At 61.6% G+C, this 21,776-nt stretch carries 22 protein-coding genes; 8 read left to right on the top strand and 14 right to left on the bottom strand.

Annotated features, from left to right (window positions below):
- Positions 1-363: 363 nt before the first annotated feature.
- The 4 genes from msrQ to ACN5AZ_RS15775 all read right to left on the bottom strand — a co-directional run bounded on the left by msrQ (position 364) and on the right by ACN5AZ_RS15775 (position 3,924).
- Positions 364-963 carry a protein-methionine-sulfoxide reductase heme-binding subunit MsrQ gene (gene msrQ / locus ACN5AZ_RS15790; protein WP_419429862.1) on the bottom strand — a complete coding sequence of 200 codons (600 nt, stop codon included), beginning with the start codon at positions 961-963 and terminating at the stop codon, positions 364-366.
- Positions 963-1,862: a protein-methionine-sulfoxide reductase catalytic subunit MsrP gene (gene msrP, locus ACN5AZ_RS15785; RefSeq protein ID WP_419429861.1), complete on the bottom strand. Its 900-nt coding sequence runs from the start codon at positions 1,860-1,862 to the stop codon at positions 963-965. Before msrP ends, msrQ begins: the two co-directional genes overlap by 1 nt.
- Before the next feature lie 156 nt (positions 1,863-2,018).
- On the bottom strand, positions 2,019-3,584 hold the full coding sequence (locus ACN5AZ_RS15780) for an FMN-binding glutamate synthase family protein (protein ID WP_419429860.1): 1,566 nt from the start codon (positions 3,582-3,584) through the stop codon (positions 2,019-2,021).
- Positions 3,585-3,780: 196 nt separating this feature from the next.
- Positions 3,781-3,924 carry a hypothetical protein gene (locus ACN5AZ_RS15775; RefSeq protein ID WP_419429859.1) on the bottom strand — a complete coding sequence of 48 codons (144 nt, stop codon included), beginning with the start codon at positions 3,922-3,924 and terminating at the stop codon, positions 3,781-3,783.
- On the opposite strand from ACN5AZ_RS15775, the gene ACN5AZ_RS15770 reads away from it, so the two are divergent.
- On the top strand, positions 3,908-4,390 hold the full coding sequence (locus tag ACN5AZ_RS15770) for a fasciclin domain-containing protein (protein WP_419429858.1): 483 nt from the start codon (positions 3,908-3,910) through the stop codon (positions 4,388-4,390). The genes ACN5AZ_RS15775 and ACN5AZ_RS15770 overlap by 17 nt on opposite strands.
- A gap of 206 nt (positions 4,391-4,596) precedes the next feature.
- A complete protein-coding gene (locus ACN5AZ_RS15765) occupies positions 4,597-6,177 on the top strand; it encodes a calcium-binding protein (protein ID WP_419429857.1) in 1,581 nt (526 codons plus the stop codon).
- A 66-nt stretch (positions 6,178-6,243) separates the two neighbouring features.
- Here the strand turns inward: ACN5AZ_RS15765 and clpB are convergent, their stop codons facing one another.
- Entirely contained in the window at positions 6,244-8,856 is a 2,613-nt protein-coding gene (gene clpB / locus ACN5AZ_RS15760) for an ATP-dependent chaperone ClpB (protein ID WP_419429856.1), read from the bottom strand.
- 191 nt (positions 8,857-9,047) lie between these two features.
- On the opposite strand from clpB, the gene ACN5AZ_RS15755 reads away from it, so the two are divergent.
- The 3 genes from ACN5AZ_RS15755 to ACN5AZ_RS15745 all read left to right on the top strand — a co-directional run bounded on the left by ACN5AZ_RS15755 (position 9,048) and on the right by ACN5AZ_RS15745 (position 10,603).
- The gene (locus tag ACN5AZ_RS15755; protein ID WP_419429855.1) at positions 9,048-9,314 is read left to right on the top strand and encodes a hypothetical protein; all 267 of its coding nucleotides are present in this window, start codon (positions 9,048-9,050) and stop codon (positions 9,312-9,314) included.
- Between the two features lie 50 nt (positions 9,315-9,364).
- Positions 9,365-10,081 (top strand): orotidine-5'-phosphate decarboxylase, encoded by a 717-nt coding sequence (gene pyrF, locus ACN5AZ_RS15750; protein WP_419429854.1) that lies wholly within the window; start codon positions 9,365-9,367, stop codon positions 10,079-10,081.
- A 246-nt stretch (positions 10,082-10,327) separates the two neighbouring features.
- Complete coding sequence (locus ACN5AZ_RS15745) at positions 10,328-10,603, top strand: hypothetical protein (RefSeq protein ID WP_419429853.1); 276 nt, start codon at positions 10,328-10,330, stop codon at positions 10,601-10,603.
- Positions 10,604-10,768: 165 nt separating this feature from the next.
- Here the strand turns inward: ACN5AZ_RS15745 and ACN5AZ_RS15740 are convergent, their stop codons facing one another.
- The 3 genes from ACN5AZ_RS15740 to ACN5AZ_RS15730 are packed head-to-tail and all read right to left on the bottom strand — an operon-like array spanning position 10,769 to position 12,391.
- Positions 10,769-11,239 (bottom strand): NUDIX domain-containing protein, encoded by a 471-nt coding sequence (locus ACN5AZ_RS15740; protein WP_419429852.1) that lies wholly within the window; start codon positions 11,237-11,239, stop codon positions 10,769-10,771.
- Entirely contained in the window at positions 11,232-11,498 is a 267-nt protein-coding gene (locus ACN5AZ_RS15735) for an NfeD family protein (RefSeq protein WP_419429851.1), read from the bottom strand. The genes ACN5AZ_RS15740 and ACN5AZ_RS15735 overlap by 8 nt, the downstream gene beginning before the upstream one ends.
- Positions 11,498-12,391, bottom strand: a complete 894-nt coding sequence (locus ACN5AZ_RS15730) for an SPFH domain-containing protein (RefSeq protein ID WP_419429850.1) — start codon at positions 12,389-12,391, stop codon at positions 11,498-11,500. The genes ACN5AZ_RS15735 and ACN5AZ_RS15730 overlap by 1 nt, the downstream gene beginning before the upstream one ends.
- A gap of 97 nt (positions 12,392-12,488) precedes the next feature.
- Here ACN5AZ_RS15730 and ACN5AZ_RS15725 point away from each other — a divergent pair, with 97 nt between their 5' ends.
- On the top strand, positions 12,489-13,742 hold the full coding sequence (locus tag ACN5AZ_RS15725) for a DNA polymerase IV (protein ID WP_419429849.1): 1,254 nt from the start codon (positions 12,489-12,491) through the stop codon (positions 13,740-13,742).
- Between the two features lie 4 nt (positions 13,743-13,746).
- Here ACN5AZ_RS15725 and ACN5AZ_RS15720 read toward each other — a convergent pair whose 3' ends face one another.
- Genes ACN5AZ_RS15720 through ACN5AZ_RS15705 form a run of 4 tightly spaced genes read right to left on the bottom strand, consistent with a single transcriptional unit; the run spans position 13,747 to position 17,097 of the window.
- The gene (locus ACN5AZ_RS15720) at positions 13,747-14,478 is read right to left on the bottom strand and encodes an SDR family NAD(P)-dependent oxidoreductase (protein ID WP_419429848.1); all 732 of its coding nucleotides are present in this window, start codon (positions 14,476-14,478) and stop codon (positions 13,747-13,749) included.
- Positions 14,475-15,032, bottom strand: a complete 558-nt coding sequence (locus ACN5AZ_RS15715; protein WP_419429847.1) for a DUF3833 family protein — start codon at positions 15,030-15,032, stop codon at positions 14,475-14,477. The genes ACN5AZ_RS15720 and ACN5AZ_RS15715 overlap by 4 nt, the downstream gene beginning before the upstream one ends.
- The gene (locus ACN5AZ_RS15710; protein WP_419429846.1) at positions 15,029-15,805 is read right to left on the bottom strand and encodes a DUF1365 domain-containing protein; all 777 of its coding nucleotides are present in this window, start codon (positions 15,803-15,805) and stop codon (positions 15,029-15,031) included. The genes ACN5AZ_RS15715 and ACN5AZ_RS15710 overlap by 4 nt, the downstream gene beginning before the upstream one ends.
- Entirely contained in the window at positions 15,802-17,097 is a 1,296-nt protein-coding gene (locus tag ACN5AZ_RS15705) for an NAD(P)/FAD-dependent oxidoreductase (RefSeq protein WP_419429845.1), read from the bottom strand. Before ACN5AZ_RS15705 ends, ACN5AZ_RS15710 begins: the two co-directional genes overlap by 4 nt.
- A gap of 203 nt (positions 17,098-17,300) precedes the next feature.
- On the opposite strand from ACN5AZ_RS15705, the gene ACN5AZ_RS15700 reads away from it, so the two are divergent.
- On the top strand, positions 17,301-17,903 hold the full coding sequence (locus tag ACN5AZ_RS15700) for a sigma-70 family RNA polymerase sigma factor (RefSeq protein ID WP_419429844.1): 603 nt from the start codon (positions 17,301-17,303) through the stop codon (positions 17,901-17,903).
- Positions 17,900-18,556 (top strand): ChrR family anti-sigma-E factor, encoded by a 657-nt coding sequence (locus tag ACN5AZ_RS15695; RefSeq protein WP_419429843.1) that lies wholly within the window; start codon positions 17,900-17,902, stop codon positions 18,554-18,556. Before ACN5AZ_RS15700 ends, ACN5AZ_RS15695 begins: the two co-directional genes overlap by 4 nt.
- A 222-nt stretch (positions 18,557-18,778) precedes the next feature.
- On the opposite strand, the gene lpdA is transcribed toward ACN5AZ_RS15695, so the two are convergent.
- Together lpdA and aceF are read right to left on the bottom strand one after the other, a co-directional pair.
- On the bottom strand, positions 18,779-20,506 hold the full coding sequence (lpdA, locus tag ACN5AZ_RS15690; protein WP_419429842.1) for a dihydrolipoyl dehydrogenase: 1,728 nt from the start codon (positions 20,504-20,506) through the stop codon (positions 18,779-18,781).
- A gap of 5 nt (positions 20,507-20,511) precedes the next feature.
- On the bottom strand, positions 20,512-21,768 hold the full coding sequence (aceF, locus tag ACN5AZ_RS15685) for a dihydrolipoyllysine-residue acetyltransferase (protein ID WP_419429841.1): 1,257 nt from the start codon (positions 21,766-21,768) through the stop codon (positions 20,512-20,514).
- Positions 21,769-21,776 lie beyond the last annotated feature (8 nt).

Raw genomic sequence — 21,776 nt, 5'->3', positions numbered from 1 at the left:
CAGATACTCGCGATGTCAAATAACGTGAAAACAAAACCAAACAGTTGCGCCCTAAACTTACGGCGCGCCCGCCCAACCTTGCCTCGATTTTCCGTCCCGCCGTCCGAACCATCTCAGCCCGTCCAGCGCCCCGCCAGCACCTCAGCGCCGCCGGTGAAGGGGCTTTTACGGATAGGCCCCGATGGCTGCAACCCAAAAAAGCACGCAGATCCGAATAAATCTCAAACTTCATCACAAGTCACTGAATACATGGAATAAAAACCAACAAAATGTGGCGCCCGACCATAACGAAAGGCCGGATCCTGGATAGCCGTCTCTGATATCCACACACTTACCCCCAGATTCAGGTCAGAGGGTTCGTCTTCAAGCCTTGATTCCACGCCGACGTTTAAGAGGTGCACGTAACGCCACGAGCAAAACGGCAGCTGCGAGATACAGAAGGGGTTCGATTTGGAATCCTTTCGCGACCATCACGAAATGCAACGCCCCCAGCGGAACGATAAGGTAGGTCAGCCTGTGTAAGCGTCTCCACTTCGAGCCCAACCGACGAATTGCGGCATTGGTCGACGTGGCAGCCAAGGGAACCATACAAATGAATGCCAGCATTCCGACGGTGATGTAGGGGCGCTTAACAATGTCAGCCCAGATCTGCGAAACAATCTGCACGTCAAGGACAAGCCACACCAACAGGTGTAAGACCACATAGTAAAACGCCATGAGTCCCAAGGCCCGACGGAACTTCAGCAGGTTCAGGTGGAAGTGATTGCGCAGTGGCGAGACTGCCAGCCCCGCCAGCAGGAGCCACAAGGCCCAGCGGCCAAGCTGATGCTCCAACGCTTTGACCGGATCCACGCCCAGCCCACCTGTCAAAGCAAGAGACAACAGATACGGCGCAGGCAAAGCCAATGCTACGTACACACACCATGTGGGCACACGCCGCAATGCGCCATTCACAGCTTCCATCAGAAATTTTCCGTCAGATCCATGCCGTCGTACAGGCTGGCGACCTCGTCATAGCCGTTGAACATTAACGTCGGCTTACGGCGCGCCAGAAGGCCCCCGCCCAACGGGCGCTCTGTAGCTTGGGACCACCGCGGGTGATCCACGTTGGGATTCACGTTTGAGTAAAACCCATACTCGCGCGCGTTCGCCTTATTCCACGACGTGGGCGGCTGGCTGTCCGTGAGTGTGATGCGGACGATGGATTTGATCGACTTGAACCCGTACTTCCAGGGCACGACCAACCGCAGTGGCGCGCCATTCTGATTGGGCAGCGGCTTTCCATACAGCCCCGTGGCCATCAAGGTCAGGGGATGGCGCGCCTCATCCAGACGCAGCCCTTCGACATAGGGCCAATCCAGCACCGGATAGGCCACACCGCGCATTTCATCGGGACGATAGGCGGTTTCAAAGGCCACATACTGCGCCTCGGGTTTCACACCCACCATTTCCAACAGATCGCCCAGCTCGAATCCGTTCCACGGCACGACCATCGACCAGGCTTCGACACAGCGGAAACGATAGATACGCTCCTCAATGTCCATCTGGCTCAGAATATCCTCAAAGCTGTAGTCGCCCGGCTTTTCCACCAAACCGTCGATCTGCACGGTCCACGGTTCAGTTGTCAGCGCCTCGGCATATTGCGCCGGATCACTTTTGCCGGTGCCGAACTCGTAAAAATTGCAGTAGTTTGTAATATCCTCGAAACTGTTGGGCTCCAGCTCTTGCGCGTGGGCCGGCGCTGCCAACCCGCCCGCAATGCCGAGCGCCCCTGCCCCGCTCATCAATTGACGACGGTTGAGAAACACACGCTCAGGCGTGACATCCTGTGCGGTCAGATCATTGGTCCAGCGGCGGCTCATTGCGGGGCTCCTGCAAATGTTACGCGGCAAAGATAGCGCATAGACCGCATTCCCCCAACAAACAGCGCGTCACGTTCACGCCATAGGGATGAAACATAACGGGTCGGCGGGTGGGCGCCTTTGCCGTCAGGCAAACAGTCCCACCTGCAGGCCAGCTCACAATTCCTCGCCCTCTATGGCGAGACGGCGAATCCCATCTTCGAATTGCTTGTGGCCCCGCGCCCGCGCCAAGCCATTCAACCCCAGATGCACCGACGGATGGATTTCATTCATTTGCACCGACGACCCGTCATCGGTCACGACGCGCACATGGCGGCGGCGCATCTGGCGCGGCTCTGCAACGCCGACAGAATGGGCAATCGTTTCCACCTCGTGGATCACCGCCTTGGCGTAGGCCGCGACGCGTTTGTCTTTCTCTTCGACCACCAGCCCCTTTTGCAGGGACGGGATATGCGTGGTGATCCCCGTCGGGCAGGTGTTCTTGTTACACTTCAGCGCCTGAATACAGCCCAGCGAGAACATGAACCCCCGCCCCGAGGCCACAAAATCCGCCCCCATGCAAATCGCCCAGGCCACATCCCCCGGCGCGACAAGCTTGCCACTGGCGATGATGCGGATGCGATCGTGCAACCCAGCCAGATCACGCAGGTCCACCATCCGGATCAGCGCATCGCGCAGGGGCATCCCAACCAGATCGATCAGGGGCATCGGGGCCGCACCTGTACCGCCTTCGCCACCATCGACCGCGATGAAGTCGGGCGCGCATTCGGCCCCGCGCTCTTTAATCCGTTTGAAGAAATCAAACCACGGATCAGCGGACCCGATACAGGTCTTGAACCCCACCGGCTTGCCGGTCACCTCGCGGATATGACCGATCAGATCCAGCAGATCATCCCAGTCGTCGACCTCTCGGTGCCGGTTGGGAGAGATCGCATCCTTTCCCATGGGCACACCACGGATCTCGGCCACTTCCTCATCGATCTTGGCCGCCGGAAGAATACCGCCCTTACCGGGCTTCGCCCCTTGGCTCAGCTTGATCTCGAACATCTTCACCTGCGGCAAGGCGGCCATCTTGCGCAGCTTCTCATCCGATAAATTACCGGCCTCGTCCCGCACACCGAATTTGGCCGTGCCAATCTGGTAGACGATGTCACATTTCCCTTCGAGATGATCCGGCGCCAAGCCACCCTCGCCCGTGTTCAGCCAGACATTCGACATGGCCGCCCCGCGCGACAGCGCCTGAATGGCGGGCTTTGACAGGGCCCCGTAACTCATCCCCGAGATGTTAAAGATCGACGGCGCGGCGTAGGGTTCGCGGCAATGCGGCCCGATCACCATCGGCTCGGTCGAGGCGAACTGATCGTCGAGCGGAGGAAACACCGCATTCATAAAGATCGGCGTGCCCGGCACCGACAGGTTCCGCGTCGATCCAAACGCCACCGTGTTGGATTTGTTTTCCGCCGCCCGATAGACCCAATTGCGCTGCGCGCGGTTGAACGGCATTTCCTCGCGATCCATGGCAAAGAAATACTGGCGAAAGAACTCCCCCAATTCGGTGAACAGCCCACGAAACCGGCCGATCACCGGATAATTGCGCCGGATCGCATCACTGGTCTGGCGCGTGTCCAGCACAAACATGGCGCAGACCGACAACACCCCGAACCCGATCGCCAGAACAAACAGCAGCGCCAGATACTGCAGCGCGATCATTACATATTCCATAGTCACCTCCGAAAGCGCAGCCGTCCGTCCGATGCGCCTGTGCCGTTTTACGCCATCTTGTCACCAACCTTCGCCTTTGACACCCGTTGATTGGTTAAATCAGGACTGTGAACAAAACATTCCCATCTCAAAGACCCTCACAATTTTCGCGACTTTCTTCACAGCCGATCACGTAAATTTCAGTGGCCGGGAAAAATCACGCAGGCTTAGCGATACCGCCCGCCAAATCAACGGCGATCAGTGGAATTTCCGCATCATCCAGCATCGCCCAATCGCCGTAACCCTTGTCGATGCAGCAAGCATCACAACCAATGGAGGAACATATGCTTCGCTCGACCATTCTTGCCCTGTCCGTGGCTTTTGCCGCTCCCGCATTTGCCGACGGTCATTCCATGTCCAAGGACATCGTCGACACCGCCACCGAAGCAGGCAGCTTTGAAACGCTTCTCGCTGCCGCCCAAGCCGCCGGTCTGGTGGAAACGCTGAAAAGCGACGGTCCCTTCACGGTCTTCGCCCCCACCGACGAAGCCTTTGCCGCGCTGCCCGAGGGCACCGTCGAAGACCTGCTGAAGCCTGAAAACAAGGACAAGCTCGTCGACATCCTGACCTACCACGTGGTCGCCACCAAAGTGATGTCCACCGATCTTGCGGATGACATGACCGCCGCCACCGTCGAAGGCGCAGACATCACCATCGATCTCGACAACGGGGTGATGGTCAATGATGCGACCGTGACACAGGCCGACATCGAGGCGTCCAACGGCGTCATTCACGTCATCGACAAGGTCATCATGCCGCCGATGTAACACCCTCAAACGGCCCGCCCTGTGCGGGCCGTTTGCCTCGCTGCCAGAAACAGTTAGCGCCAATCCCTTGAATTAATTCGCCTGTAGATGCGCAACTGCATAATTACGGCGTCATTTCGCCATTCTTCTTGCCAGATTCCGCTATCCCACATTAACCATCTTCGGACCTGCCGCATTTTGCTGCCATTATTTATCCGGAGCTTTTCATGCCCACATTCAACGGTACACCTTCCGCCGATACGCTGTCCGGCACCGACACCAATGACACCTTTGTTCTCGGAAGCGGCGACGACCTCGTGAACGACGCGGGCGCCGGCAATGACACCCTCTTTGGCGAGGCCGGGGATGACACGCTTCTGGGTGGCAAGGACGACGACCTGATCTTTGGCGGCGACGACAACGACCAGATTTCCGGCGGCGGGTTTGACGACACGCTCAACGGCGAAGCGGGTGATGATTGGCTGCACGGCGGCACCGGCGATGACGAGCTCAACGGCGGCAGCGGCGAAGACACCCTGCGCGGCGGTGACGACAATGACACCCTGGCCGGGGGCGCGGGCGCTGACCTGATCCAAGGGGAAAACAACAACGACACGCTGTACGGCGGCGGCGGTGATGACACCCTCGAAGGCGGCGCGGACGGTGATGCGCTGTTCGGCAATGCCGACAACGACGCGCTGGACGGTGGCGGGGGAAATGACACCCTGTACGGCGGCACCGGCGATGATTTCGTCTTCGGCTCTTCGGGGCGTGACACAGCCTATGGCGGCGAAGGGGCCGACACCGTCAGCGGCGGCAACGGTCATGACCTGCTGTTCGGGGACAGCGGCAATGACCTGCTTGATGGGGGCAAGGACGATGACACGCTGGATGGGGGCGCGGGTGACGACACCCTGCTGGCCGGTGCGGGCAATGACCTGCTGATCCTTGGCACCCAAACCGGCGACGCCGATACCATCGTGATCGACCGCATCGACAGCGGGTCCGACACGGTCACAGGCTTCACCACCGGATCCGACGTGGTGGATGTCTCTGCCCTAGGGATTGAAACACTGGCAGATCTGTCGCTGACGGACACCACCGACGGCGCGCTTGTCACCTTTGGCGAGGGCGCGACCATGCTGCTGGACGGCCTTCTGGTCAGCGACCTCTCCGCCTCTGACTTTGTCTTTACCGCGCCCGCCCCCGTCAGCATCGCACCGACCGAGACCGCCGACGTGCTGACCGGCAGCAGCGGTGCCGACAACATCAACGGATTGAACGGAGGCGACGTCATCTACGGGATGGGCGGCAACGATACGCTGGACGGCGGCAAGGCCATGGACACCCTGTCAGGCGGTGATGGCGACGATCTGGTCAAAGGCGGGTCTGGCAACGATCTGCTCGAAGGGGACGCAGGGGCCGATACATTGGACGGCGGGTCGGGGCATGACACGTTGAACGGCGGTGCAGGCGATGACACCCTGAACGGCGGAAATCACAACGACGTGCTGTCGGGCGGCGCGGGCGGCGACCGGATCGAAGGCGGGCGCGGCAATGATACGCTGACCGGCGGGGCCGAGGCGGACACCTTTGTCTTTGCCTCCCGCTCCGGCTACGACGTGATCACCGATTTCGAGGACGGCAGCGATCTGATCTCCCTCAAAGGGTATAAGCTCGACGGGATCGACGCGCTGGACCTGTATCAGGTGGCCGATGCTGTGCTGATCGACATCGACGGCAGCAACAAAATCACGCTTGAGAACACGATGCTTGCCGATATCACGGCTGACGACTTCCTGTTCTGAGCGCCACATCCGACACATGAAAAGGCCCGCCAGAACGGCGGGCCTTTTGCGTTTCAGATCACCGGATCAATGCACCACGGCATCGTCGGGCTTGGGGCGGTTGCTGGCGCCCACACGGTCACCAATCAGCAGACCGTCCGCACCGGCGGACACCACCACCACATCACCGTCATTGACGTCGCCCGAAAGCAGCATCTCCGCCAACGGATCCTGCAAGGCGCGCTGGATCACCCGCTTCAGCGGACGCGCGCCGAACACCGGATCATAGCCTTCGTCGGCAAGCCATGTCTTTGCCCCGTCATCAAGCTGCAAATCGATCTTGCGCGCGGCAAGACGTTTCAACAGGCGCGCGGTCTGGATATCGACGATACCGCCCATGTCCTCGCGCTTGAGCCGGTCAAAGATGATCGTCTCGTCGAGACGGTTCAGGAACTCGGGCCGGAAATGCGCCCGCACCGCGTCCATCACGTCACGCTTGGCCTGCGCACTGTCCGCGCCCTCGGGCAACTGGCTCAGCGCCTGCGACCCAAGGTTCGACGTCAGAATGATCAACGTCTGCTTAAAGTCCACAGTCCGCCCCTGACCATCGGTCAGAACACCATCGTCAAGCACCTGCAACAGCACGTTGAACACATCGGGATGCGCCTTTTCGACCTCGTCGAACAGCACGACCTGATAGGGACGCCGCCGCACCGCTTCGGTCAGCACGCCGCCCTCGTCATAGCCGACATAGCCCGGAGGCGCGCCGATCAGGCGGGCGACCGCGTGTTTCTCCATGAACTCCGACATGTCGATGCGCACCATTGCGCTGTCGTCGTCAAACAGGAACTCCGCCACGGCCTTTGTCAGCTCGGTCTTGCCAACGCCGGTCGGGCCAAGGAACAGGAACGACCCCAACGGGCGGTTCTCGTCGTTTAGCCCCGCGCGCGCACGGCGCACCGCATTGGCCACCGCTGTCACCGCCTGATTTTGGCCGACCACCCGACGATGCAGGTTGTCCTCCATGCCCAGCAGCTTTTCGCGCTCGCCTTCCAGCATCTTGCCTGCCGGAATACCGGTCCAGCGTTCGACCACGGAAGCAATCTGATCGGGGCGCACCGCCTCTTCGACCATCTTCTCATCCGCTTCTTCGGCCTCCGCCAATTGCTTTTCCAGCTGCGGGATCACGCCATAGGACAGCTCACCCGCGCGGGCGAGATTGCCCTCACGCTTGACCTGCTCCAGCTCTGCGCGCGCCTGATCCAGCTTTTCCTTCAGATCGCGGGCCGAGGCGAGCTTGTCGCGTTCCGCCTGCCACTGCGCCGTCATCTCGGCGCTGCGTTCCTGCAGGTCGGCCAGATCCTTTTCCAGCTTTTCCAGACGATCCTGCGAGGCCTGATCATCCTCAAGGCGCAGCGCCTCGACCTCGATCTGCTTTTGCAGAATGTCGCGGTCCAGCGCGTCCAGCTCTTCGGGCTTGGAATCGACTTCCATGCGCAACCGGCTGGCGGCCTCGTCCATCAGGTCGATGGCCTTGTCCGGCAGAAAACGGTCGGTGATATAGCGGTGCGAGAGGGTCGCCGCCGTCACCAAGGCCGAGTCAGAGATCCGCACACCGTGGTGCAGCTCGTACTTTTCCTTAATCCCGCGCAGAATGCTGATCGTGTCCTCGACCGTGGGTTCCTGCACCATCACAGGCTGGAACCGGCGGGCCAGCGCCGCGTCCTTTTCCACGTGCTTGCGGTATTCATCCAGCGTTGTGGCACCCACGCAATGCAGCTCGCCCCGCGCCAGCGCCGGTTTCAGCAGGTTGGACGCATCCATCGCGCCATCCGCCTTGCCCGCGCCAACAAGCGTGTGCATCTCGTCGATAAACAGCACAATTTCTCCGGCCGCGGTGGTGACCTCCGACAGGATGCCCTTCAGACGCTCCTCGAACTCGCCACGGTATTTCGCACCGGCAATCAGCGCACCCATATCCAGCGACAGCAGACGCTTGTTCTGCAGGCTTTCGGGCACGTCACCATTCACGATCCGCAGGGCCAGCCCTTCGGCAATGGCGGTCTTGCCCACGCCCGGCTCACCAATCAGAACGGGGTTGTTCTTGGTCCGGCGGGACAAAACCTGCATGGCGCGACGGATTTCCTCGTCACGGCCGATGATCGGGTCAATCTTGCCCTCACGCGCCCGTTCGGTCAGATCCAGAGTGAATTTCTTCAGCGCCTCAAAGGAATCCTCGGCGTTTGCGCTGTCCGCCGTGCGCCCCTTGCGCACATCATTGATGGCCGCATTCAGTGCCTGGGCCGACAGGCCACCGGCCTCCAGCGCGTCTTTGGCGGGGGATTTCACCAAGGCCAGCGCCGTCAGAATACGCTCCACCGGCACGAAACTGTCGCCCGCCTTCTTGGCGACCTTTTCCGCTTCGTCCAGCACCTTGCCCGTTGCGGCATCAAGATAGACCTGGCCGGCATCACCGGACACTTTGGGGATTTTGGCCAGCTTTGTGTCCAGCACCTGCACCACGCGCGCAGGCTGTCCGCCTGCCGCTTGGATCAGATTGGACGCAAGGCCCTGCTCGTCATCCAGCAGCGCCTTCAGCAGATGTTCGGGGGCCAGCTTCTGATGGCTTTCCCGCATCGCAATCGTCTGGGCGGCCTGAACAAAACCGCGCGCACGATCAGTGAACTTCTCCAAGTTCATCACAGCTCTCCTTTATCAAGCGCCCAACCTCGGATGCGCCCGCATCTGCGGCACGCGCCCCTTTGGGCCTCGGTATAAAGATGGGGCGCGGGAGAACCGGCTTCAAGCCTTTTGTTGCTAAAATACCACGCATACGGACACGCAAATTTAACGCCCATGCTGCTAAACCCACAGGGCAAACGGGGCATCAAATGTATGTAACGCATATAGAATTTAAGGGGTTCAAAACCTGTATCGCCACACAGGCCACGCAAGGGTCCGTCATCCTGATCGCCAATGAACGGCGCGTGGTGATTCCGCTGACCCTGCCGCACAGGCGCGCGCTGGACAACCGGCGGCAACGGCTACTGGTGCTCGCCCACGCCCTTTACATGGCGCGCAAACTGCCACAGTTGCGCAGGCGCGGGGCCTTGCGCTTTGCCCCCGGCTTGCTGCCACAGGAACTGACCCGCGCTTGACGTCGGGGCGTGCGATGGGCAAACGGAACCTGCGCAACAGGAGCTCCGCCATGACAACCGCCCAGACCCCGACCGCAGACGACCGCCTGATCTTAGCCTTGGACGTGCCAAACGTCGTTCAGGGGCTGGAACTGGTCCAAAAGCTTGGCGACACCGTGTCGTTCTACAAGATCGGTCTTGGCATGTTGACCGGCGGCGGGCTGGCCCTCGCCAACGAGCTGAAACAGGAACACGGCAAACGCATCTTCTTGGACATGAAGTTCTTTGACATCGGTGCCACGGTCGAGGCGGCGGTGCGTGGCATCGCGCAGTTCGATCTGGATTTCCTGACCGTGCATGGCGATCCGCATGTGGTCCGCGCCGCCAAGGAAGGGGCCGCTGGCACCAACCTGAAAATCCTTGGCGTGACAATCCTGACCTCGCTCGATCGCGGCGATCTTGATGCAGCGCTGATCAAGGACGGCGCAATCCCCGATCTGGTTGCGGAACGCGCAGGCCGCGCGTTCGAGGCGGGCGCCGACGGCGTAATTGCCTCCCCCAATGAGGCAGCTTTGATCCGCGCCCTGCCGGAATCGCGTGACCGTCTGATCGTCACCCCCGGCGTGCGTCCACTGGGCGCCGACAAAGGCGACCAAAAGCGTATTGCCACACCGGCTCAGGCCATCGCCGATGGTGCCGACCACATCGTCGTGGGCCGTCCGATCCACCGCGCAGTCAATCCCGCGCAGGCCGCCCGCGACATCGTTCGTGAACTGAACCCCGCCTAAGGGCGTTTCAAAAAGACCGCAGCAGATAGGAATCGCCACAGCGCGGTTCAAGGGACGCAAAAGGCTATGCGCGCCCTGTGGGTAACTTTGGGCAAAAATTGTCCTACGGCTAAGCCGAATCTCGCCAACCCCTGCGATTTAAGGGGAAAACTCTTTCCGCCTCCCCGATGAAACTTTTCCACAGGCTGTTACGTTAATGATACAGAACGGCCCACGGTGGGTCACTTGGATGGAAAGGAACGAGGCATGAGCGATATGACACCGCGCATTCACGACGTTCGCTACAACGCCGCCGAACAGTGCTTTGAGGCACTGGTCACCCTGCACACTCCCGGTGGGCGCGTTCGCGTCGCCAGCCAGTTTGATGCCCCCATGACCACCGACTTCGAGGCCGCGTCCCGCGGATTGCTGAATAGCGCGCTCATGGCGCTCAGCGACCGCAGCGCATTGAAATCCCGCGAGTTGCGCAAGCCCATCGTGCCGCCGCGCAACCGCCACCGCGATATGCCGCACGCGGCATAACCCCATACCCGTCGCGGTCCTGCCGCTGCGACGGGGAACGGCATGTGTTTTGCACATGTCGGCGTCGGCTGGCCCTCCTGCCTCGGGCCACGACGGAAACTGCCTGCGCTCATACGCCTGTATGAGCCTGCCGTCCGGGTCTCTACTGTCCCCTGAGAACCGGATTTACTGACCGGAGTGCGCGTGTCGCACTCCGGTTTTTTTGTGCGCTATCGTCGGCACATAGTCCGCGACGATTTGACGAAACGCCGGAATGGCGTCTTGGGCTGCGATAAACTCCTGTGGGCGCATCGGCTTCCACCCCTGCCCTTCGTCGCCAAACCGCACCTGTTCGACCAGATCCGCAAGGCCATGGAGGGCAAAAAACCACTCCACCCCTTTCGCCGTATGCCGCAAACACACGACGCGCAGGTCGCAAGCCTCCAGATGCAGGCCCAGCTCTTCGCGGGTTTCGCGCAGAACGCAGGTTTCGGGCGTCTCATCAGGGTCGCGCATACCGCCCGGCAGATCCAGATAGCCCGGCCAGTCGATCCAGGCCACATCGTCGCGCCGCAAGATCAACAGGTCATCACCCGCAAACAGCAGCAGTTTGGCCCCGCGAAACGCATCACGCGGGGCGCCGGGCCAGTCATTCATTGATATCGGTGTCCCAGATCTTGACCTGACCTTTGCGCTCTCCGGCCAGTTTGCGGATCACCACCCAAGCGATCAGCGACGCCACTGCCCAGATCAGCAACAACCAGACCAAAGACTCCACGCCCACGACCAGCAACAACAGCCCGACCACAAAGGCGCCGACCGCCAGCCCCAAGGCGACAAAGCCCGGCGCGGCGATTTCCACCAACAACAAAACCACCCCGAACGCGAGCCACAGCCACCACGCCTGCCACAGCATTATCCGCGCCCTTTCAACAGCTTGAACGCATCGCCAAAGGCATCTAACGCACTGGCCGGCAACACAACCGTTTGCTGCCCCGGCGCTTCTGCCATTTTGCGCAGCGCCTCGACCTGTTTCAGCGCCACCTCATATTGCGCCGCTTCGATGCCGTTGTCCTTGATCACGCGGGCCACGATTTCCGTGGCATAGGCTTCGGCCTCGGCGGTGATGCGGCGCGCCTTGGCCTCTTGCTCTGCCGCGTAAAGCTGCGCATCGGCGGCGAGCTCGACCGCGCGGCGCTTGCCCTCGGCCTCTGTGACCTGCGCACGGCGCGCCCGTTCCGCGTTGAGCTGCTGCAGCATGGCATCCCGCGTTGCCTGATCGAGGTTAACGTCGAGAATTTCCGCGCGGGTGACCTCTATCCCCCAGTTGTCGACGGCGTCTTCAACACTGGATTTGATCTGCTGGATCAGGCGGTCGCGATTCGACTGCACCTCGTCCAATTCCATCTTGCCGATCTCGGCGCGGACAATCCCCGCCACAGTGGTCGCAATCGCCGCATCCACATCACGGATCCGGTACACCGTCTTTTCTGGCTCAAGAATGCGATAAAACACCGAGGTTTCGACCTCGACCAGCACATTGTCCATGGTGATCGCATCCTGCGACGCCGTGGGGAGCTGCCGCTCCAGAATGGAGATCTTGTGCTTCACCGTATCGATGAAAGGCAGGATAAAATTGATGCCGGGGCCCAACACCGCCCGCAACCGGCCAAAGCGTTCCACCACGTGTTTTTCCGACTGCGGCACGATGCGCACGCCCAGAAAGATACAAACAATGATAAAAACGGCGATCAGCAGGACCACGATGTTCCCGCCCACGATCTGCGCCAAAGCGTCTTCAATCGGCATGAATAAACCTTTCATAAAACGTGATACACTTTATCTAAGCGCTCTGGCCGCCTCGCGCCAGATTGTCCCACACCGTTCCAGCCGATAGTTTGCCTTTATGCCCGCCCTTTGCCGCGATTGCCTGACCACATTCGACAGCGGCGCCCGCTGCCCCGCCTGCGGGCGGCCGCGCGTGCTGTCACACCCCGAGCTGTTCGATCTGTCCATCGCGCATATGGACTGCGATGCCTTCTATGCCTCGGTGGAAAAGCGCGACAATCCCGAACTCGCGTCAAAGCCGGTGATCATCGGCGGCGGGCGGCGTGGCGTGGTGTCGACCGCCTGCTATGTGGCGCGGATTCGCGGGGTGCGCTCGGCCATGCCGATGTATCGCGCGCTGCAACTGTGCCCCGATGCCGTGGTGATCAAACCGCGCGGCGCGGTCTATGCCGAGGTTTCGCGCCAGATCCGCGCCCTGATGGAGGAACTGACCCCCGCCATCGAACCGCTTTCGCTGGACGAGGCCTTTATCGATCTGACCGGCACCGCGCGGCTGCATGGTCATCCCCCTGCGGTCATGCTCGCCCGTCTGGTCAAACGTATGCAGGAAGAGATCGGGGTCACAGGCTCTATCGGTCTGTCGCATAACAAATTTCTGGCCAAGATCGCGTCGGATCTGGATAAGCCGCGCGGCTTTGCCATCATCGGCGCGGCGGAAACCCAAAGCTTTCTGCGCCCCAAACCGGTGCGGCTGCTCTGGGGGGTGGGTGAGGCCGGACAGGCCTCGTTGGACCGTGCAGGCATCCGCACCTTCGAGGATCTTCTGCGGTGGGAGAAACGCGACCTGATGCACCGCTTCGGATCGATGGGCGAGCGGCTCTATCACCTTGCACGGGGGGAGGACCGCCGCCGCGTGACCCGCAATGCGCCGGTCAAATCGATCTCGAACGAGACGACATTCAACGAAGACACGGCAGACGTCGACATCCTCGACGGGCATCTGTGGCGACTGTCGGAAAAGGCCACCGACCGCGCCAAAGCCAAGGGCATGGCCGGTCGCACCGTGACGCTCAAACTGCGTCGGTCGAACTTCAGCCTGCTGAGCAAGCGCATGACCCTGCCCGATGCGACGCAGATGGCCGACACGCTGTATCGCGCCGCGCGTGGTTTGTTCGACAAGGTGGACGAGCCCGGCCCGTGGCGTCTGATCGGTGTGGGCCTGTCCGATCTGGTGCCCGACAGCATGGCCGACCGCGTCCCCGATCTGTTGGACCCGCAGGCCCAGACCCGCGCCAAGGCCGAACGCGCCGCCGATGAAATCCGCGCCCGCTTTGGCGAGGGCGCCATTCTAAAGGGCCGCGCGCTGCGCTAATACCTCAGGCGAAAATGCGATAATAGAGCCAATCGGGCAGGAACTGGCTGCCCCGAAACACCAGCGAAAACAACCGGGGAAAGGCCCGCTGAAAGCCGCCCTTGGTCATATGATCGAAATAGACCTGCGCCGCCTCGTCGGGCTGCATCTTGAACGGCATATTGAAATCGTTCTTGTCAGTCAGCCGCGTTTCGATAAAGCCGGGGTTGAGCAGTTGCACCTCGACCCCTGTCTTGCGCAGATCTGCATGCAGCGATTCCGCCAGCGCCATGACCGCCGATTTTGTCGACACATAGGCCGCAGCCCCCGGCAGACCGCGATAGCCTGACAAGGACCCCGTCATCACGATGTGCCCGTGGCCGCGTTCGACAAAGCGCGGCACCACCACGCCCACCAGACGCATCGCGCCACCAAGGTTCACATCCGCCATCAGATTGGCGTGCTCCGGCTCCCAGTCTTGCGCGCCAAAGGGCCAGTAGACCGCCGCCAGTTGCACAACGCCGTCGATCTCTCCGATCTCGTTTGCGACCTGCTGCAGCGCGTCAAAGTCCGTCACATCAACGGGTTTGACCATGGCCGCATTGGGCAGCGCGTCGGCCAGCTCCTGTAGCTTGTCCTCGGACCGCGACGACAGGATCAGCTCAACACCGGCTTCGCTCATCCTGCGGGCCAGTGCCGCGCCCAGCCCCTCGCTTGCGCCGACGATCCAATAGCGTTTTCCTGTCCACTGTCTCACGTTGTCTCCTTCGGGCGCATGACGGCGACCAGTTCAGCCACCTTTATCCCAAACTTGCGAAACTGCGATCGGTTCACCACAACACCGTCAGGGGCGAGATACATCCAGTCTGTTGCGCTTAGAACATGCCCGCCCGCATCCGCCGCCAGACGAAAGCGATAACGCATACGCAAAGCCGACCCGCACAGCTGGCCGCGCGCCTCGCCCACCACGTCATCGGCTCGCCCGATCACCGTGCCGTCGGGGTGCACCGTCAGCCGCCATTCACGATCCTCGACCGTGCCACTGGCATAGCGGTAGCGTTCCAGCAAAACACCGCTGTCCCCCTGCCACTGCCCGTCGAATTCACCGGCAAAGCGGGACACGACGCGCCCCATGGGCCCGTAAATCACCCCATGCGCGGCAATCGGCCCGCGCAAATGCACGCGCGGGTCCAACGCAGGGCCGTCATCCGTGGCGTAATCCTGCGGGCGCTGGCCGGTAAACCCCGCCACCCTTTGGCGCAGCCACACCAGCACAGCCACCGCTGCCGCCCCGATCACAGCCCAGATCATGACGCGTGCCTTTGACGGGTGGGCGCGCCGGACACCTCGGCCTTTGGCGGTTCAGGCCGGTTGCGATAGCCCGCCCCCTTCCACCAAAGCTTTAGCGCCTGCCAATGAATCAACCCCAGCACCCGTCGCGCGCCAAAGGGGCGGCGCAGCGCGGAATACAGCACATCGCGACGGCGCAGCGGCGCGCGCCCGCCCACCAGCGTCGCAATCACGCCGCCCTGCGCATGGTCGAGATCAATCCAGACGCCCACACGATCGCTGCGAATGTCGAAGCGAAAGGTATAGCCCCCCTCGATCGGCTGGAACGGCGAGACGTGAAAGATCTTCGCCGCCGTCACACGATCCTCTGGGGTGATGTCGCTCCCGTCAGGCTTGGCACAGAGATAGGAATGACGGTCGCCAAAGGTGTTCGACACCTCGGCAATCACCGCGCGCAGCCCGCCCCCGGCACCATAGGCCAGCCAGAAGGACACCGGATTGAAGACATGCCCGAAAAGGCGCGGCTGGGTCAGCAGCTTGAGCGGACCTTCAAAGGCGATGTCGTGGGCCTCGAACACCTCGCGCGCCCAGATGGCCCCGCGCCCCTGTTTCGGCGGCCCGCCATGATCGCTGTCGTGCAAGGACATCACCCCAGCCGCATTGCGCGCCATCAGCCCCTGCCGCTGCAGGTCCTGTTCCGGCTCGAACAGCACATAGTCCACGGAGTAGCGGAACGCGTTCTCGACCGCTCCTTTGCGCCCGTGGAACGTATGCGCGCGCACAAAATCGATCATGCCACCTCCGCCAGACGGGCAGGATCGGTCATCCCGCGCACCACTTCGGCGGCGCTGGCAAGCCCGTCCTCGTGGAAGCCGTTGCGCATCCACGCGCCGCAGAACCACGTGTTGCGCGCGCCGTTGAACCCTGCCACGGCGCGCTGCGCCTCCAGCATGCCGGTGTCATAGACGGGATGGTGCAGCACCACCTCGTCGTGGATCTTGGACGGGTCAATGGCGCGAGTGGAATTCAGAGTCACAAAAAACGGCGTCTCCTGCGGGATCGGCTGCAGCCGGTTCATCCAGTAGGTCAGATCGATCGCCTCTGTGGTCTTGTCCGGCGCTTCGACGTAGTTCCACGACGACCAGCAGGCGCGCCGCTTGGGCATCATCGAGGTGTCCGAATGCAGCACAACGCGGTTCGGCTGATAGGCCACCTTAACCAGCGCATCGACCTCCTCCGAGCTCGCATCATCCAGCAGTTTCAGGGAGATATCGCCATGGGTGGCAAAGACCACCTCGTCGAACTGTTCCCACGCGCCGCCGGACCGGATCTGCACCTGCCCGGGCTGACGGCGCACCGACTGCACCGGCACCCCCACGCGCAACGCACAGCCGCGCGCCAGCAGCGCCGCCTCCAACCGGCGGACATATTCGACCGACCCGCCCTGCACCGTGTACCACTGATGCTGGCCCGTATGGCTCAACAAGGCGTGGTTCTCGAAAAAGCGCACCAGCGCATGGGCCGGAAAATCCATGATCTTTTCCGTCGGAGTTGACCAGATCGCACCCGACAGCGGCAGCAGATAATGGCGGCGGAACCATTCGCCCGTGCCCAACTTGTCGAGAAAATCGCCTAGCGACAGGCTTTCGTCCTGCGCCAGCCGCACCGCATGTTTGTTGAACCGCATCACGTCGCGCAACATGCCCCAGTAGCGCGGGTTCAGCGCGTTACGCTTCTGGGCAAAGATCGCCGCCGCATCGCGCAACCCGTATTCCAGACCGCTCTTGAGCGAGGCGCTGAATGACATATCCGATTTCACCACCGGAACGTCGAGCGTATCAAACAACTGCGTCAGCAGGGGGTAGTTCGCGTAGTTGAACACGATAAAGCCCGTATCCACCGGCTGGCCATTCACCACCCGCGTCCGCGCATGCCCGCCCAACCGCTGCTCTGCCTCGAACACCGTCACCTCGGCATCGCCAGACAGCATATAGGCCGCACCCAATCCAGAAATGCCGCCCCCGATCACAGCAACCCGGCGACGACCACCGGCAGAGGGCAAAACAGGGCTATTCTCAAATGGCATGATCTGGTCCTTGAATACGTTACAGACCCTATACGGCGCGCTGCAGCAGACGGATGACTTTCGATACAGAAAATTTTCGTCTAACCTGTGATCCACCTCTGGACCCGCTGCGTATTCAGGTCATGTTCACGCAGACGCACCCAGATCCCCATGACGGGGCCACTCCGGTCCCTCCGCCGCGCAGCCCGTCGCGGCGCTCGTCCGTGACCAAGGAACCTCCGCGCATCGTGACCCACAGTCCGCACACCGCCCGCAAGGAGGACGCAGCCCTTTGGGCCGTCATCCTGATCCGCATCCGTGATCACCGAGACGAGGCCGCCTTTGCCACCCTGTTCGAACACTACGCCCCCCGCATCAAAGCGTTCTTGATGCGTGCCGGGGCCGACCCGACAGAGGCGGAGGAATGCGCGCAGGAGACGCTGACCACCGCATGGGTCAAGGCGGTGCAATTCGATCCCTCCCGCGCCTCAGTGGCCACCTGGCTGTTCACCATCGCGCGCAACAAACGCATCGACCGGCTGCGCAAGCAGCGCCGCCCCGAACCCGAGGACCTGCCATGGGGCCCCGAACCCGACCCCGATCAGGAAAGCCTTCTGGGCCTGCAACAAGAGACAGAACAGCTTGGCGCGGCAATGGCCGCCCTGCCCGACAAACAACGTGAATTGGTGGAAAAAGCCTACTTCGGCGACATGACGCATAGTGAAATCGCTCAGGCCACGGGCCTTCCACTTGGTACGATTAAATCCCGTTTACGGCTGGCGCTGGACCGCTTGCGCCACGCGATGCAGACAAGAGACACGAAATGACCCTGCCCTCTCCCTCCCACCACCTGACCGACGCGCTGATACAAGGCTACGCCGCGGGCACCCTGCCGGAAGCGGTCAACCTGATCGTCGCCTCTCATGTGTCGCTGTGCGATGACTGCCGCGCCGCCGTCGAAGCGGCTGAAACCCTTGGCGGCGCGCTGTTGGAGACGCAGGATACCGCGCCCTTGGCGGAGAACGCGCTGGACCGCGCCATGGCCGCCATTCGCGGCACCGCGCCAGAGGCCCGCCCGATCCGGATGCCCAAATCCGACCCGGTGATCCCCGCGCCACTGGCCGATTACATCGGCGGCAGTCTGGACAATGTGCGCTGGCGTCCCTTGGGCATGGGCGTGAAACAGGCCATTTTGGACACCACGCCAGAGGCCTCCGCCCGCCTGCTGTACATCCCCGCGGGCGTCGCCGTGCCCGACCATTCGCACAACGGGCTAGAGCTCACCTTGGTGCTGCAGGGCGCGTTCTCGGACGAGGACGGACATTTCGCACGCGGCGATATCGAGGTCGCGGACGATTCCGTGGAACACATGCCCGTGGCCGACATCTCCGAGGATTGCATCTGTCTTGCGGTGACCGACGCGCCGCTGCGCTTCAACAGCTTTCTGCCGCGCCTCTTGCAGCCCATCTTCCGCATTTAAGCAAATTAACCTTTTCTGACGCAAGGTCAGGTCTCAAAGGTTAACAACCGGCCGGTTTTTCGCCCCAACCGGCCGGTTCATCGGTTAATGGCGCGGTAAAAACGATTACCAATTCCTTCCGTCTTGTAGGGGCCTCGTGCTCCCGCCACAAAATAAGGGCGCCCGATCTGCACCGGACGCCCTGTTCATCCCAACGTGCGGGGCGTTAACCCCGCCAATTGGTTAATGCTTCTTTTTCTTCGGTGGCATCAGATCGGTGATCGTGCCTTCGAACATTTCAGCGGCAAAGTTCACCGTCTCCGACAGGGTCGGGTGCGGGTGAATGGTATGGCCCAGATCAACCGCATCCGCGCCCATCTCGATGGCCAATGCGACTTCGGCGATCAGATCACCGGCGTTGGGTCCAACGATACAGCCACCGATAACCCGTTGATCTTTCGGATCAAACAGCAGCTTGGTGGAGCCTTCGGACCGGCCCAGCGACAGCGAACGGCCAGACGCCGCCCAAGGGAAGACACCCTTTTCATAGGCGATGCCTTCGGCCTTGGCCTGCGTTTCCGTCACGCCGCACCATGCAACCTCCGGATCGGTATAAGCGACCGAAGGGATGATCTTGGCGTCAAAGAATCGCTTGTGACCGGCGCAGACCTCTGCGGCGACCTTGCCTTCGTGCACCGCCTTATGCGCCAGCATTGGCTGGCCCACCACGTCACCGATGGCAAAAATATGAGGCACACCAGTGCGTTGCTGGTTGTCCACCGCGATAAAGCCACGGTCATCAACGGCCACGCCGGCCTTGTCTGCATCGATCTTTTTACCATTGGGACGACGTCCCACAGCGACCAGAACCTTGTCGAAACGATCTGTAAAGCTTTCGCCCTTATCGTCCTCAAAGGTCACGTGCAGGCCGTCATCCTTGGCCTCCACCGCGGTCACCTTGGTCTTGAGCAGGATGTTTTCGTAACGATCCTTGATGCGGTTCATCAGCGGTTTGACGGTATCCTTGTCGGCACCGGGGATGATCTGGTCCATCAGCTCGACGACCGTCACCTTGGTTCCCAGCGCATCATAGACGCAGGCCATTTCCAGACCGATGATCCCGCCCCCCAGAACCAGCATCCGCTCAGGGATATCGGCCAGTTCCAGCGCGCCGGTGCTGTCGATCACACGCGGGTCGTCATGCGGGATGAACGGCAGCGTCACAGGCTCCGACCCCGCCGCGATGATGCACTGGTCAAAAGACACCGTGGTGCCTTCGACGTCGATCATGTTCGGGCCGGTGAACGTGCCGTAGCCTTTGACAACCTTGACTTTTCTTCCCTTGGCCAGACCGTCCAGACCGCCTGTCAGCTTGCCCACGACACCGTCTTTGAACGCGCGCAGCCCGTCCAGATCGATCTCGGGCTTGCCGAATTTCAGACCATGCTCGGCGGTTTCCTCGGCTTCGGTGATGACCTTCGCCATGTGCAGCAGCGCCTTCGACGGGATACAGCCCACGTTCAGACACACGCCACCCAGACGGTCGTGCTTTTCGATCAGCACCACCGACTTGCCCAGATCCGCCGCACGGAACGCCGCCGAATAGCCCCCGGGGCCAGAGCCCAGAACCACCACTTCGGCATGGATGTCGCCCTTGCCCGTGGCCTGACCTGTCGCCTCTACGGCTGTGGGGGCCGCAGGGGTGGCAGGCGCTTCGGCAGGGGTGTCGTCAGCCGCGCCATCCGCCGCCTCGATCACCATGATCACCGTGCCCTCTGACACCTTGTCGCCCTCTGACACCTTGATTTCAGTGATCTTTCCCGCAGCGGGGGACGGCACTTCCATCGTGGCTTTGTCAGATTCCAGCTCGATCAGCGCGTCCTCTTCGGCGACTGTATCGCCGACAGAGACCAGCACAGAAACCACAGGCACTTCGTTGAAATCACCGATATCGGGTACTTTGATATCCATATCGATCACCACATCAACTTGCGCATGTCACCGAGCAGACCCTTCAGCGTCACGCAGAAGCGCGCAGCAAGGGCACCGTCGATGGCGCGATGGTCATAGGACAGCGACAGCGGCTGCATCAGGCGCGGCTCGAATTCCGACCCGTTCCAGACCGGCGCCATTTTCGACCGTGTCAGACCCAGAATGGCCACCTCGGGCGCATTCACGATGGGGGTAAAGGACGTGCCACCGATGCCGCCCAGCGACGAGATGGTGAATGTCGCGCCCTGCATGTCCTTGGACTTCAGGTTGCCCTCACGCGCGGCCTTGGACAACTCCATAAGATCCTTGGAGATTTCCACCAGCCCCTTGCGGTCCGCGTCCTTGATCACCGGCACCATCAGCCCGTTCGGCGTGTCCGCCGCGAAGCCGATGTTGTAGAAATCCTTCTTGATCAGCTTGTCGCCGTCCGAATGGATCGAGGAGTTCACCTCCCAGTGCTGTTTGAGCGCAGAGACCGACGCCTTGATCACAAAGGACAACAGCGTAACGCGGTAGCCCTCTTCCTTGGCCTGCGTGTCCATCTCCTTGCGGTACTTGTCCAGCTCGGTGATGTCCGCCTCGTCATTGTGGGTGACATGCGGAATGTTGAGCCACGACCGGTGCAGCGCGGGGCCGGAGATCTTCTTGATCCGGGGCATTTCCACATCTTCGACCGGACCGAATTTGGAAAAGTCCACGGCCGGGATCGGCGGGATGCCCATGCCACCCTGCGCCGGTGCGCCACCTGCGGCGGGTGCTGCGGATTTCAGCGCCTTTTCAACGTCTTCGCGCAGGATACGACCCTTGCGGCCCGACCCGTTCAGCGTGTTCAGATCAACCTCGACCCGGCGGGCAAAGGCGCGCACGGATGGCGAGGCATGCACCTTGGAGAAGCCCGCGTCGGTCTTCGGCGCGGGAGCAGGGGCCGCCGCTTTGGGTGCCTCTTCCTTGGGCGCCTCAGTCTTGGGGGCCTCAGTCTTGGGGGCCTCATCAGCGCTGCCGGCGTCCTCGCCCTCGACGATCAGCACGACAGAGCCTTCGGACACCTTGTCACCTTCGGCGACCTTGATTTCCTTGACCACACCGGCGGCCGAGGACGGCACTTCCATCGTGGCCTTGTCAGATTCCAGCTCGATGATCGCATCTTCGACGGCGATGGTGTCACCCACGCTGACCAGAACGGTCACGACGGGCACTTCGTCGAAATCGCCGATGTCAGGCACTTTGACTTCAATTGTCATATTCAAAT

The organism is Sagittula sp. SSi028 (genome assembly GCF_048553715.1).
Taxonomy (GTDB): Bacteria; Pseudomonadota; Alphaproteobacteria; order Rhodobacterales; family Rhodobacteraceae; genus Sagittula.
This window is presented reverse-complemented; position numbering and strand designations above follow the sequence as displayed.

Bases quoted from the DNA above. Each gene is read 5' to 3' on its own strand.
- ACN5AZ_RS15730 (WP_419429850.1), bottom strand. From the start codon at position 12,391: ATGCCGATTGAAGACGCTTTGGCGCAGATCGTGGGCGGGAACATCGTG.
- lpdA (WP_419429842.1), bottom strand. From the start codon at position 20,506: ATGGATATCAAAGTACCCGATATCGGTGATTTCAACGAAGTGCCTGTG.
- ACN5AZ_RS15745 (WP_419429853.1), top strand. From the start codon at position 10,328: ATGAGCGATATGACACCGCGCATTCACGACGTTCGCTACAACGCCGCC.
- msrQ (WP_419429862.1), bottom strand. From the start codon at position 963: ATGGAAGCTGTGAATGGCGCATTGCGGCGTGTGCCCACATGGTGTGTG.
- ACN5AZ_RS15710 (WP_419429846.1), bottom strand. From the start codon at position 15,805: ATGATCGATTTTGTGCGCGCGCATACGTTCCACGGGCGCAAAGGAGCG.
- ACN5AZ_RS15695 (WP_419429843.1), top strand. From the start codon at position 17,900: ATGACCCTGCCCTCTCCCTCCCACCACCTGACCGACGCGCTGATACAA.
- pyrF (WP_419429854.1), top strand. From the start codon at position 9,365: ATGACAACCGCCCAGACCCCGACCGCAGACGACCGCCTGATCTTAGCC.
- ACN5AZ_RS15735 (WP_419429851.1), bottom strand. From the start codon at position 11,498: ATGCTGTGGCAGGCGTGGTGGCTGTGGCTCGCGTTCGGGGTGGTTTTG.
- ACN5AZ_RS15725 (WP_419429849.1), top strand. From the start codon at position 12,489: ATGCCCGCCCTTTGCCGCGATTGCCTGACCACATTCGACAGCGGCGCC.
- ACN5AZ_RS15715 (WP_419429847.1), bottom strand. From the start codon at position 15,032: ATGATCTGGGCTGTGATCGGGGCGGCAGCGGTGGCTGTGCTGGTGTGG.
- ACN5AZ_RS15740 (WP_419429852.1), bottom strand. From the start codon at position 11,239: ATGAATGACTGGCCCGGCGCCCCGCGTGATGCGTTTCGCGGGGCCAAA.
- ACN5AZ_RS15775 (WP_419429859.1), bottom strand. From the start codon at position 3,924: ATGGTCGAGCGAAGCATATGTTCCTCCATTGGTTGTGATGCTTGCTGC.
- ACN5AZ_RS15705 (WP_419429845.1), bottom strand. From the start codon at position 17,097: ATGCCATTTGAGAATAGCCCTGTTTTGCCCTCTGCCGGTGGTCGTCGC.
- msrP (WP_419429861.1), bottom strand. From the start codon at position 1,862: ATGAGCCGCCGCTGGACCAATGATCTGACCGCACAGGATGTCACGCCT.
- ACN5AZ_RS15780 (WP_419429860.1), bottom strand. From the start codon at position 3,584: ATGGAATATGTAATGATCGCGCTGCAGTATCTGGCGCTGCTGTTTGTT.
- clpB (WP_419429856.1), bottom strand. From the start codon at position 8,856: ATGAACTTGGAGAAGTTCACTGATCGTGCGCGCGGTTTTGTTCAGGCC.
- ACN5AZ_RS15770 (WP_419429858.1), top strand. From the start codon at position 3,908: ATGCTTCGCTCGACCATTCTTGCCCTGTCCGTGGCTTTTGCCGCTCCC.
- ACN5AZ_RS15765 (WP_419429857.1), top strand. From the start codon at position 4,597: ATGCCCACATTCAACGGTACACCTTCCGCCGATACGCTGTCCGGCACC.
- ACN5AZ_RS15755 (WP_419429855.1), top strand. From the start codon at position 9,048: ATGTATGTAACGCATATAGAATTTAAGGGGTTCAAAACCTGTATCGCC.
- aceF (WP_419429841.1), bottom strand. From the start codon at position 21,768: ATGACAATTGAAGTCAAAGTGCCTGACATCGGCGATTTCGACGAAGTG.